Source organism: Desertihabitans aurantiacus (assembly GCF_003344635.1).
GTDB lineage: Bacteria > Actinomycetota > Actinomycetes > Propionibacteriales > Propionibacteriaceae > Desertihabitans > Desertihabitans aurantiacus.
This window is the reverse complement of sequence record NZ_QPKK01000116.1, coordinates 1-11,450: the sequence shown is the minus strand read 5'-3', so window position 1 is coordinate 11,450 and position 11,450 is coordinate 1. Positions and strand designations below refer to the sequence as shown.

The window sequence follows — 11,450 nt, the reverse complement described above, 5'->3', positions numbered from 1 at the left end:
GCCCAGCGGGGCGCCGACCTGGTGCTGGTCGCGCGGCGCGAGGACCGGCTGCAGGCGCTGGCCGAGGAGCTCGCCGCCGCGGGCCGTCAGGTGCACGTGCTGGCCCGCGACATCGCGGTGCCCGCCGCCGGGCCGGCGCTGGCCGCCGCGGTCGGCGAGCTGGTCGGGGACCGGCTGGTCGACACCGTGGTGAACAACGCCGGGTTCGGGTTGTACGGCCCGCTGCTGGGCCAGGACCCGGGACGGCTGGAGCAGATGCTCTCCCTCAACGTCACCGCCCTCACCTCGATCACCCGCACGTTCCTCGAGCCGATGGTCGCGGCCGGTCGGGGGACGCTGGTCAACGTCGCCTCCACCGGTGGTTTCCAGCCGGCACCGGGGCTCGCGGCCTACGTCGCGTCCAAGGCCTACGTGCTGCACCTGACCGAGGCGCTGTGGCACGAGACCCGGCACAGCGGGGTGCGGGTCACCGCGCTCTGCCCCGGACCCACCGAGACCGCCTTCTTCGACGCCGCCGGCAGCGAGCACGGCCCGCTCGGCGGCAACGTCACCACGCCGGAGCAGGTGGTCGGGGCCCTGCTGAGGACCCTGGACGGCCGCACGGTGCCCCCGTACCTGGTTCCGGACCTGCCCAACCGGGTGCAGTCGGTGGCCGCCCGGCTGCTGCCGCGCCGGCTCACCCTCGAGGTCGCCGCCCGGGTGATGAAGCAGCGCTGAGCCGCCTCCCGCTCCGGCGTAGCGTGACGTCCCGTGACGTCGACCACCTCGTCCCCGACCCGCACCGAGCGCCTCGACCGGCTGCCGTTCACCCGCCGGCACGCCCGCCTGCTCGGCGGCTCCGGGATCGGCTGGGCCCTGGACGCGATGGACGTCGGGTTGATCTCGTTCGTCCTCGTCGCCCTCGGTGAGCAGTGGGGGCTGAGCGACACCGAGAAGGGCTGGGTGGGCTCGGTCGGCTTCGTCGGGATGGCACTGGGGGCGAGCCTGGGCGGTCTGCTCGCGGACCGGGTGGGGCGCCGGCAGGTGTTCGCGCTCACCCTGCTGGTCTACGGCCTGGCCACCGGGGCGTCCGCGCTGTCGGTGGGGCTGGGCATGCTGCTGGCCCTGCGCTTCCTCGTCGGGCTGGGTCTGGGGGCGGAGCTGCCGGTCGCCTCGACCCTGGTCAGCGAGTACGCCCCGCGGGCGATCCGCGGCCGGATGGTGGTCGCGCTCGAGGCGTTCTGGGCGCTGGGCTGGGTGCTGTCGGCGCTGATCGGCTACTTCGTCATCCCCACCAGCGAGGCGGGCTGGCGGTGGGCGCTGGCCCTGGGCGCGGTGCCGGCGGTCTACGCGCTGGTGGTGCGGCTCGGGTTGCCGGAGTCGGTGCGGTTCCTGGAGTCCCGGGGCCGCCACGCCGAGGCCGAGGACGCCGTCCGCCGGTTCGAGGAGTCGGCCGGCGACCTCGCCCCGGCGGACCGACCCGACCCCGACATCGGGCAGCAGGGCGTCACCGGGCCCGCCGTGGCGCGGACGGAGTCCATCTGGTCGCGCCCGCTCCGGCGACGCACCGCCGCGCTGTGGGTGGTGTGGTTCTGCATCAACCTGTCCTACTACGGCGCGTTCTTGTGGCTGCCGAGCCTGCTGCGCGACAACGGCTTCACGATGGTGCAGTCCTTCGGCTACACGCTGGTGATCACGCTGGCCCAGCTGCCCGGCTACGCCGCGGCGGCCTGGCTGATCGAGGTGTGGGGGAGACGGACCACCCTGGCCACGTTCCTGCTCGGCTCGGCGGTGGCTGCCTTCCTCTTCGGCACCGCCGACAGCACCGCCGCCGTGCTCGGCTCCGGGATGCTGCTGTCGTTCTTCAACCTCGGCGCGTGGGGTGCCCTGTACGCCGTCGGCCCCGAGCTGTACCCGACCACGGTCCGCGGCACCGGCGCCGGTGCGGCCGCCGCCTTCGGCCGGGTCGCCTCGGTCGTGGCGCCGCTGGTGGTGCCGCCGCTGGTCGGCCTGGGCGGCAACCCGGCCGTGTTCGCGGTGTTCGGTGCCGCCTTCGCCCTGGCCGCGGCGGCGGCCTTCGCGCTGCCGGAGCTGAAGGGACGCGCGCTCACCGAGTGAGGCGCCGGCTCAGACCGGGCAGCGCATCTCGGCCAGCCGGGCGCGGTGCAGCGGGACGGTGCGCCAGGCCACGTCGGCCCGGCCGTCGGCGTGCAGGGTGAGGTCGAGGGAGTGCGGGGTCTCCAGCAGCAGCACCGCCACCGCCAGCGCCGACATCCCGTCCGGGGTGGTGACCGGGCCGGCCGACACCGCCACCGGGACCGGCCCGTCGGCACCCTGGGCGTCCCCGACCGCCCAGTCGCCCGCCCCCAGCGGGACGGTGAACAGCTCGCCGGCCTGGTGCAGCGTCAGCGTCCAGCCCTCGGGGCCCTCGGACAGCTCGAGCGCGTCCAGCCCGTCGGGGGTGCGCTCACCCGGCGTGACGCTGCGACGCCCGGCCCAGCGCGCCTCGACCGCGCCACCGTCACCCGCCGGGCGCAGCCGCAGCCCGGCGAGCCGCTCGGCCAGCCGTCGGTCGGCGTCGGGGTCGCCGTCGGCACCGAGGGCGGGCAGCAGGTGCTCCCAGACGGCGTCGAGCAGGGTCTGCATGTCCTCGGTGGCGGCGGTGGTGACGACCACCGCGTCCTGCTCGGGCAGCACCAGGCAGAACTGGCCGAAGGCGCCGTCGCCGCGGTAGCCGTGCCGGCTCCGCCAGACCTGGAAGCCGTAGCCCTGCCGCCAGTCCGGGTTCGGCTCGCCGTCGGTGGCGACGTGGCTGCGGGTGGCCTCGGCCACCCAGCCGTCGGGCAGCAGCTGCTCGCCCTCCCACCGGCCTCCGGAGAGGTAGAGCTGGCCGAGCCGGGCGATGTCCTCGGTGCGGGCGTGCAGCCCGCTGAACCCGAGCTCGACGCCGTCGCGGCTGAGCCAGCCGACCGGACCGGCACCGAGGCGGTCCAGCAGCGGGCGCAGGTACCGGGTCAGGGTGCGCCCGGAGCGGCGCTGCACCACCGCGCCGAGGCTGAACGTGCACGGCTGGTTGTAGGCGAACAGCGTGCCGGGCTCGGCCTGCGGCGGCAGGCGGAGGAAGCCGCGGACCGGGTTGGTCGGGTCCTCGGCCAGCGCCTCGGGCAGCGTCTCGTGGTCGTGCCCGCTGGCCATCGCCGCGACGTGGCGCAGCCGCATCGCGCGGCTGCGCGGGTCGGTGACCTCGCCGTCCAGCTCGGGGAAGTGGGAGAGCACGGTGTCGTCGAGGTCGAGCAGACCCTCACCGCTGGCCAGCGCGGCCGCGGTGGCGGTGAAGGTCTTGCTGAGGGAGTAGAGCAGGTGCCGGCGCTCGGCGGAGTACGGGCTCCACCAGCCCTCGGCGACCACGGAGCCGTGGCGCAGCACCATCAGGCTGTGCAGCTCGGTGCCGCTGCGCTCCCACGCGTCCAGCGTCGCCTGCACCCCCTCGGCGTCGACCTGCTGCTCGGACGGGGTGCTGCGCGGCAACGGGCTCACGGGCCCACCCTAGGGCCGGGTCAGCCGGCGCGTCGCCGACCCTCCTCCGAGAGCGCCTCGAGCAGCTGCTTCCGCGACATCGAGGAGCGGCCCCTCACCCCCACCTCCTGCGCCATCGCGTACAGCTCGTCGCGCGACAGCGAGGACAGCTCGGCCTCGCCGTCGGCATCCCCGCCGGCGCCGGCCTCGCGGGTCGACAGCTTCTCCCGGCGGTGCTGGTTGCCCGGCTTGTGCCCGCGGGCGGCGTCCAGGGACGCCTTCAGTGCGGCCACCAGGTCGACCACCTCACCGCCCTCCTCCGGCTCGCTGGAGGTGACCACCTCGCGGTCGTCGCGCTTGGCCGCGACCAGCTGCTCGACCCGCTCGGTGTAGCTGTCGGTGTAGTTGGCCGGGTCCCAGCGGCTGGTCATCGCCTCGATCAGGTCGATCGCCATCTGGACGTCCTTGCCGCGGGCCGAGGGCGCCTTCGGCACCTCGGGCAGGAACTCCGCCGGGTCGCGCACCTCGTCGGCGAAGTACATCGTCTCCAGCACCAGGACGTCCCCGCTCGGCCGGATCGCGGCCAGGTACTCCTTGCTGCGCATGACGAAGGTGGCGACGGCGATCTTGTCGGCCTTGGTCAGGGCGGCGACGAGCAGCCCGTACGGCTTGGCCGCCGTCTCGTCGGCCGGTGCGAGGTAGTAGCTCTTCTGGTAGTGGATCGGGTCGATCTCGGCGGCCTCGACGAAGTCGGTGATGTCGACGGTGCGGCTGCGGCCCGGCTCGACCGACTCCAGGTCCTCATCGCTCAGCATCACGTACTCGCCGTCGCCGACCTCCGCGCCCTTGGCGATGTCGTCGTAGCCGACCTCCTTGCCGGTGTCCTCGTTGACCCGGCGGTAGCGGATCCGCGAGCTGGTGCCGCGCTCGAACTGGTGGAAGCGGACCTCGTGCTCCTCGGTGGCCGAGTACAGCCCCACCGGGATGCTCACCAGGCCGAAGGACAGCGCCCCGGTCCAGATCGCTCTCGCCATCGTTCTCCTCCTACGGGCTCAGTGCAGGTCGGGCAGGGTCTGGTGGTGGTCGAGGACGTCGGCGAACAGGTCGCCGCGCTCGGCCAGCCGTCCCGGCATGTCACGCAGGGTGACCCCGTCGGGACGCAGGTCGGGGTCGTCGAGGTCGTCCCAGTCGATCGGGGCCGAGACCGGCGCGCCGGGAGCCGGCCGGGGGCTGTAGGGCGCGACCAGGGTCTTGTTGATGGCGTTCTGGGTGTAGTCGAGCCGGGCGAGGCCGCGACGCTCCTGCACCGACCACTTCCAGCTGACCAGCTCCGGCACCACCGTGCCGACGCTGCGCGAGACCGTCTCGGCCCAGGCCCGGGTCTGGTCGAACCCGGGCCCCTCCGCGATCGGCACCCAGACCTGGATGCCCCGGCGCCCGGTCAGCTTGGGACGTCCGCGCATGCCCAGGTGCTCCAGCGCGGTGCGGTGCAGCCGGGCGAGGACGAGCACCTCCTCCCAGCTGGTGCGCTCGCCGGGGTCGATGTCGAACAGCACGTAGGACGGGCACCGCGGCTGCTCGGTGCGCGACGTCCACGGGTGCCACTCCAGGGCGCCGAAGTTGGCCGCCCAGACCAGCGCGGCGGCCTCGTCGACCACCAGGTAGGTCCGGGTCTCCCCGCGCCCGGCGTCGGGGTTGCGCCAGCGCGGCACCCAGTCCGGGGCGTGGTCGGGCAGCTCCTTGTGCCAGAACCCCTTGGTGTCGGCCCCACCGGGGTAGCGGTGCATGTTCAGCGCGCGCCCGGCGAGGTAGGGCAGCAGGGTCGGTCCCACCTGGGCGGCGTAGCGGATGAGGTCGCGTTTGGTCACCGGAGGCTGGCCGTCGCGGGCGCCGAACAGCTCCTTGTCGAGGTTGGTCACGCGCAGCGTCCGGCCGAAGACCGTCCAGCGGCCGTTCTGCCCGAGCTCGTCCAGGGCGGCCAGCTCGTCCTCGGTGACCGGGTCGGGGACCGCCACCTTGAGGGCGACCGAGGCCTGGTCGGCGGGCAGGTCGGAGCGCCACAACCGGTCCGGGTCGTGCTTGACCTCGTCGTTGGTGCGCCCGCTGAGCACGGAGTGCGGGTGGTCCTCGGCGTCCCAGCCGGCGACCGTGTGGTCGTCACGCTTGTGCACCATCATCCACTGCTCCTTGCCGCCCGAGCCCTCGCGGCTGGTGCGGAAGAGCACGAAGCGGCCCTGCAGCTTCTGCCCGTGCACGGTGGCGTGCAGGGTCCCGCCGGCCAGCTCCTCGGCCGGGTCGACGCCGGGGTTGGGCTCCCAGGTGCCGGTGTCCCAGACGATGACGTCGCCGCCGCCGTACTGCCCGCCGGGGATGACGCCCTCGAAGTCGAGGTACTCCACCGGGTGGTCCTCCACGTGCACCGCGAGCCGGCGGACGTCCGGGTCGAGGCTGGGGCCCTTGGGCACCGCCCAGCTGACCAGCACGCCGTCGATCTCGAAGCGGACGTCGTAGTGCAGCGCCCGGGCCCGGTGGCGCTGGACGACGAACCGGCGCTGCCCGCTCCCCGGGTCCGGTGCGGGGGCGCCCGCGGGTTCGGGGGTGTGCTGGAAGTCCCGCATCGACTGGTAGCGGGCCAGGGGGACGTCGTGGTCCGCTCCTTTGCTCCGCTGCCGCGCCATGGTCCCACCGTGCCACGCCGCTGCCGGGGGCTGGCGCCCGGGCGGTGCACAGGCACCGGGTGACCGCGTCGTCACTACGGTGTCGCCCATGCGGACGCGGAACAGACCACTGGCCTCGGCGCTCCTCGGCGTCGCGGGTGTCGCCCTGGGCGTCGCCACCGTCGTGCTCGGGCTCGGGTGGCCGCTGTGGGTCCTCGCCCTCCTCGCGGTCGGCGTCGCGGTGGTGCTGGTGCTCAGCGGAAGCCGGCGGTCGGCGCTGGTCGGCCTGGTGGCGGCTGCTGCGGTGGTCGGCGCCGGCGTCGTGGCTGTCGCCGTCCCACCTCCGCTGCCGCCGGGTGCGGTCGCGCTGCCTCCGGCCACGCCGGAGGCCGAGGACGAGGACGACGTGACCGAGGTGGGCCGCGACGACCGGGTGCGGGTCCTGATCGACCACCAGCGCACCGAGCTGGTCGGCTACTCGCTCGACGGGGAGCAGGTGTGGGTCAACGAGGAGGCCTATCCCGCCGGCAGCCGGACCGCGGTGCTCGCCGGCGACTCGGTCGTCACCGTCACCACCGGAGGGCAGCGGGAGCCCGCCATCGCCGTGTCCACGGCGACGGGGGAGACGCAGTGGTCGGCCGAGGTGGGCGGTGCCCGGCCGTTCGCCGCCGACGAGGAGGTGGTCGTGTTCGCCGACGACGGCCGCACCCTCGCCCTGGACCGGCGCAGTGGTGAGCAGCGGTGGGAGGTCGCCGAGGAGGCGGTGGCCAGCAACCAGGGTGCCTCGTCCTTCTACCCGCGGCGCTGGAGCGGGCAGGCGGACTGGCTCGTGGTCGGGGGCCTCGACCGGCTCCGGTTCCGGGTGCTGGACCTCCGGACCGCTGAGGTGGCGACCGAGTTCGATGTCGAGCACTTCCAGGTGGGGGACTGGGCGATCGCCGGCGACACGCTCATCACCTTCGACCACGTCCGGGACCAGCGGGTCGCCGTGGGCCGGTTCCTGACCGGTGGCGGCGGCTGGACGACCGAGATCGGCAGGGACGGCGCCGCGCCGTCCTACGAACCGGTCGGCGACCGGCTGCGGATCACGACGGCGACCTCGGTGCGGTGGCTCGAGGCCGGGACCGGGGAGCTCACGACCGTCGAGCTGGCCCGGGGGTGGCACCTCGCCTCGAAGCACCCCGGGGTCCCCGGAGCCCGGATGCTGCTGGCCGAGGAACGCGATGAGGAGTACCACCTCCTCTCCGTCGGCGTGCTCGACTCCCGGACCGGGGTGCTCACCGAGCTCGACGACGCCTACCGGGAGGACGCGGCGGTCGTCGGCGCGACGCCGACCGGCACCCTGCTCGCCCTGCCGTACCGCGACGCCGTCGGCGGCGAGCACGAGCGGACGGTGCTGGTGCCGAACCCCAGCTGATCCGGCCCGGCGCACGCCGGACCTGGAGCTGAGACGTGGCCTCAGCGGAGCGCGGGGATGACCTCGTTCTCGAAGAGCTCGATGCCGGAGGTGTCGTAGGCGGCCTCGGGGAAGTAGAAGATGCCGTAGGTCATGCCGAGGCGCTTCATCTCGGTCAGCTTCTCCACGATCTGCTCCGGCGTGCCGGTGCCGGGCATGCCGTCGAAGCCGCCGAGCTGCTGTTCGATCTTCTCCTCGCTGAGGTGGCCCTTGACCCGGTTGATGTAGGCCTGGCGGCGCTCGGCGACCTCGGCCTCGTCGCGGCCGATGAAGACGTTGTAGTTGGAGGAGCGGGTGATCGCGCCGAAGTCGGTGCCGACCTCGCGGCAGTGCTGGGCCAGCACCTCCGACTTGTGGGTGAAGTCCTCCGGGGTGCCGGCGAAGTTGGTGTAGCGGGCGTGCTGGGCGGCGATCCGCAGGGTGACCTTCTCCCCGCCGCCGGCGATCCACAGCGGCGGCCCACCGGCCTGCAGCGGCAGCGGGAAGCACAGCGCGTCGTCGACCTGGTAGTGCTTCCCGTCCAGGGTGGCGTGCCCGGTCTCCCAGGCCTGCTTGAAGATCTGGACGCCCTCGTCGAGCATGCCGAGCCGGACGCCGGCGCGCGGGAACCCGTAGCCGTAGGCCCGCCACTCGTGCTCGTACCAGCCGCCGCCGATGCCCATCTCGAGCCGGCCCTGGCTGACGTGGTCGATGGTCGCGGCCACCTTCGCGAGGTACATCGGGTTGCGGTAGGCCATGCAGGTGCACATCTGGCCCAGCCGGATGCGCTCGGTGCTGGCGGCGAGCGCGGCCATCAGCGTCCAGGCCTCGTGGGTGGCCTGCTCGCTGGGCACCGGGGTGGTGTGGAAGTGGTCGTAGACCCACAGGCTCTGCCAGTGCCCACCGCGGTCGGCCCGCTGGGCCAGGTCCCGCATCACCGACCACTGACGGGCGTCCTCCACCTCGGTCAGGTCGAAGCGCCACCCCTGCGGCACGAACAGTCCGAACTCCATCGCTGCAGCCATGGGGCTCACCCTAGACGGGTCAGAAGTAGTCCAGCACGTGGGCCTCGCCGGTGAAGAGGGCGTCCAGCCACGGGTCCTGGCGGTCGTCGCCGCGCAGGTGCCCGGCCGCGCGCAGGCTGGCGCAGGACTGGCTGCCGGCGTAGCGGGCGGCGAGCCCGCGCCGGGTGAGCACCGGCATGTCGAAGGTCAGCGGCACCTGCTCGCAGACCCCACCGCCGAGCCCGTCCAGGGTGAGCCGGTAGCCGTGCACCGCCTCGTCCTCCACCCCGAAGCCCAGGGTGCGCTCGACCGGGAGCCAGCGGCGTCCGCTCAACGCGGCGGGGACGTCGAGCACCGCCAGCATGTACGGGTTGCGCGAGACCACCTGCCAGTGCGAGGTGCGGTGCAGCAGCCGGACCACGTCGGAGCCGGACGTGCGCAGGTCGATGTTGCCGACCACGGAGGCGTGCGAGCCGAGGGAGGCCAGCAGGGCCAGGTAGCCCTCGCCGGTGGTGGCGACCAGGTCGCTGACCTCCACGGTGGCCTCCGGGCCGTAGCCGGTGCCGCGGTCGAAGGAGCAGTAGCCGACGCAGACACCGTCCACCTCGGCCAGGGTGATGCCGCTGAACTCCGCGAGCACCTCGGCGTCGGAGGCTCCGAAGGCGGGCCCGGTGCGGCTCAGCGGACCGTTGTGGCCCTCCGCCCAGGCCCGGTACACCGCGCGGACCGCGGGCAGGTCGGCCTCGGTGGCGCGCCGCAGGCGCACCGAATCGGGGACGGCGAGGGTGGCCAGCGAGCTGGTCGGCACCCGGACGGTGATGAGGTCGGTGACCACCTCGTAGCCCAGCCGGCGGTAGATGGCCGGCGCGGTCGGGTAGAGCGTGGAGACCGCGACGCCGTTCTCCCGCGCCGGGGCGAGCCCGGCCTCGAACAGACCGCGGAGCAGCCCGCCCCGGCGGTGCTCGACCGCCACGGTGACCCCGCCGATGCCGGCGGTGGGCAGCTCGGCCCCACCCCAGAAGGAGGTGTACTCCGCGGCCGACAGCTTGGCCACCAGGCGGCCGTCGGCGAAGGCACCGACCCGGTGCCGGCCGGGCGGCAGCGGACGCGGCTCGGGGTCGCGGTCGGTCCGGGGCGCGCCGAAGGCCTCGTGGCTCAGCGCGTCGGAGGCCCGTCGGTCGTCCTCGGTCAGCTCGCGGATCTCGACGCTCATGCCACTCCTCGCTGACGGTGCCCGGACGGCAGCACGCTACTGCCCGGCGCCGACCGCGTCACCCGTGCCCTCGGCTCCTTCCGGGATGTGTCATACCGCGTGACCCTCGCGCTGGAGCCAAGGGTCGCGCGCCATCGACACGGATCGGAGCGCCGGCCGCGAGGACACGGCACTACGGTGTGGCCATGCCCGCACTGCGCCGCGCCGAAGCCGTCGACCGAGCCGCCCTGCTGCGGGTGGAGTCGATGCAGGTCGACCTCGACCTCACCGCGGCCCGGACCAGCGACACCTTCGCCTCGACCACCACGCTGGTCTTCACCGCCGAGGAGGGTGCCACCACCTTCTGCGACCTGCGCTGCGAGCGGCTGGGCGAGGTCCGGCTGAACGGACGCGTCCTCGACGTCACGGTGGCCGACGGCCGGCTGCCGCTGGAGGGGCTGGCGCGCCACAACACCCTCGTCGTGAGCGCGAAGATGGCCTACAGCAGCGACGGCGAGGGCCTGCACCGCCACTCCGACCCCGCCGACGGCGAGACCTACCTCTACGCGATGAGCTTCCTCGACGCCGGCCCGCGCTGGTTCGCCTGCTTCGACCAGCCCGACCTCAAGGCGCCCTACCGGCTGTCGGTGGCCGTCCCGGAGGACTGGCAGGTGCTGGGCAACGGGCCGGCGGTGCGCACCGCGCCCGGCCGGTTCACCATCGAGCAGCCGCGCCCCCTGGCCACCTACTTCGTCACCCTGGTCGCCGGGCCCTGGGCCAGCGTCACCGCCGAGCACGACGGCATCGTGCTCGGCGTGCACGCCCGGGCCTCGCTGGGCGAGCACCTGCGCCGCGAGGCCGAGGACGTCCTCGAGGTCACCCGGGCCTGCTTCGACGAGTTCCACCGGCTCTTCGGCGTCCGCTACCCGTTCGGGGAGTACCACCAGGCCTTCGTGCCCGACTTCAACGCCGGCGCGATGGAGAACCCGGGCTGCGTCACCTTCCGCGACCAGATGATCTTCACCGGGGCGGCGGGGGAGTTCGAGCGCGGCGCCCGGGCCAGCACGATCGCCCACGAGATGGCCCACCAGTGGTTCGGCGACCTGGTGACCATGCGCTGGTGGGACGACCTGTGGCTCAACGAGTCCTTCGCGGAGTACCTCGGCCAGCGGGTCACCACCGAGGTCACCCGCTACGACGCCTGGAGCGAGTTCGGGATCATCCGCAAGGCCTGGGGGAGCGTGGCCGACCAGGGTCCCTCCACCCACCCGGTCGCGGGCAACGGCTCGGCCGACGCGGCCGAGGCACTCAGCCAGTTCGACGGCATCTCCTACGCCAAGGGCGCGGCGCTGCTGCGCCAGCTGGCCGCCCGGCTCGGTGACGACATCTTCCTCGACGGGCTGCGCGACCACTTCGCCACCCACGCCTACGGCAACGCCGAGCTGGCCGACCTGCTGGCCAGCTGGGAGCGGGCCGGGGCGGTCGGCCTGCAGGAGTGGCAGCAGGCCTGGCTGCGCACCAGCGGGATGGACCGGCTGGAGGTCGTGGACGCCGACGGCGCCCGGGCGGTGCGGGCCGTGCCACCGGCGTCGGGGCCGAGCGGACGCCGGCACGCGGTGGCCGTGGCCGCCCTCGATGCGTCCGGGCGCGAGCTGGCCCGGGTGCCG

The 11,450-nt window shown here is 74.0% G+C and carries 9 protein-coding genes; 4 read left to right on the top strand and 5 right to left on the bottom strand.

Translation table 11 applies throughout. The features are described from left to right. Together DVA66_RS10885 and DVA66_RS10880 are read left to right on the top strand one after the other, a co-directional pair. Positions 1-717: SDR family NAD(P)-dependent oxidoreductase (locus tag DVA66_RS10885; protein WP_114560107.1), on the top strand; the 717-nt coding region annotated here is incomplete at its 5' end. Positions 718-750: 33 nt separating this feature from the next. Beyond that, complete coding sequence (locus DVA66_RS10880) at positions 751-2,097, top strand: MFS transporter (protein WP_232821899.1); 1,347 nt, start codon at positions 751-753, stop codon at positions 2,095-2,097. Between the two features lie 9 nt (positions 2,098-2,106). On the opposite strand, the gene DVA66_RS10875 is transcribed toward DVA66_RS10880, so the two are convergent. Genes DVA66_RS10875 through ligD form a run of 3 tightly spaced genes read right to left on the bottom strand, consistent with a single transcriptional unit; the run spans position 2,107 to position 6,173 of the window. Next, entirely contained in the window at positions 2,107-3,516 is a 1,410-nt protein-coding gene (locus DVA66_RS10875) for a serine hydrolase domain-containing protein (RefSeq protein WP_114560106.1), read from the bottom strand. 20 nt (positions 3,517-3,536) lie between these two features. After that, the gene (gene ku / locus DVA66_RS10870; protein ID WP_114560105.1) at positions 3,537-4,529 is read right to left on the bottom strand and encodes a non-homologous end joining protein Ku; all 993 of its coding nucleotides are present in this window, start codon (positions 4,527-4,529) and stop codon (positions 3,537-3,539) included. An 18-nt stretch (positions 4,530-4,547) separates the two neighbouring features. Then, positions 4,548-6,173: a non-homologous end-joining DNA ligase LigD gene (gene ligD / locus DVA66_RS10865; RefSeq protein ID WP_114560104.1), complete on the bottom strand. Its 1,626-nt coding sequence runs from the start codon at positions 6,171-6,173 to the stop codon at positions 4,548-4,550. A gap of 88 nt (positions 6,174-6,261) precedes the next feature. Between ligD and DVA66_RS10860 the strand changes: the two genes are divergently transcribed. Further along, complete coding sequence (locus tag DVA66_RS10860; RefSeq protein WP_198671664.1) at positions 6,262-7,569, top strand: outer membrane protein assembly factor BamB family protein; 1,308 nt, start codon at positions 6,262-6,264, stop codon at positions 7,567-7,569. 41 nt (positions 7,570-7,610) lie between these two features. Here the strand turns inward: DVA66_RS10860 and DVA66_RS10855 are convergent, their stop codons facing one another. Both DVA66_RS10855 and DVA66_RS10850 read right to left on the bottom strand, forming a co-directional pair. Continuing rightward, positions 7,611-8,612: an LLM class F420-dependent oxidoreductase gene (locus tag DVA66_RS10855; protein ID WP_232821898.1), complete on the bottom strand. Its 1,002-nt coding sequence runs from the start codon at positions 8,610-8,612 to the stop codon at positions 7,611-7,613. Between the two features lie 19 nt (positions 8,613-8,631). Further along, complete coding sequence (locus DVA66_RS10850; RefSeq protein ID WP_114560101.1) at positions 8,632-9,804, bottom strand: GNAT family N-acetyltransferase; 1,173 nt, start codon at positions 9,802-9,804, stop codon at positions 8,632-8,634. 185 nt (positions 9,805-9,989) lie between these two features. Here DVA66_RS10850 and DVA66_RS10845 point away from each other — a divergent pair. Next, positions 9,990-11,450, top strand: a 1,461-nt coding sequence (locus DVA66_RS10845; RefSeq protein WP_232821897.1) for a M1 family metallopeptidase, incomplete at its 3' end; no start/stop codon positions are given.

Excerpts from the sequence above, each read along its gene's own strand:
- DVA66_RS10850 (WP_114560101.1), bottom strand. The coding sequence starts at position 9,804 with ATGAGCGTCGAGATCCGCGAGCTGACCGAGGACGACCGACGGGCCTCC.
- DVA66_RS10860 (WP_198671664.1), top strand. The coding sequence starts at position 6,262 with ATGCGGACGCGGAACAGACCACTGGCCTCGGCGCTCCTCGGCGTCGCG.
- ku (WP_114560105.1), bottom strand. The coding sequence starts at position 4,529 with ATGGCGAGAGCGATCTGGACCGGGGCGCTGTCCTTCGGCCTGGTGAGC.
- DVA66_RS10855 (WP_232821898.1), bottom strand. The coding sequence starts at position 8,612 with ATGGCTGCAGCGATGGAGTTCGGACTGTTCGTGCCGCAGGGGTGGCGC.
- ligD (WP_114560104.1), bottom strand. The coding sequence starts at position 6,173 with ATGGCGCGGCAGCGGAGCAAAGGAGCGGACCACGACGTCCCCCTGGCC.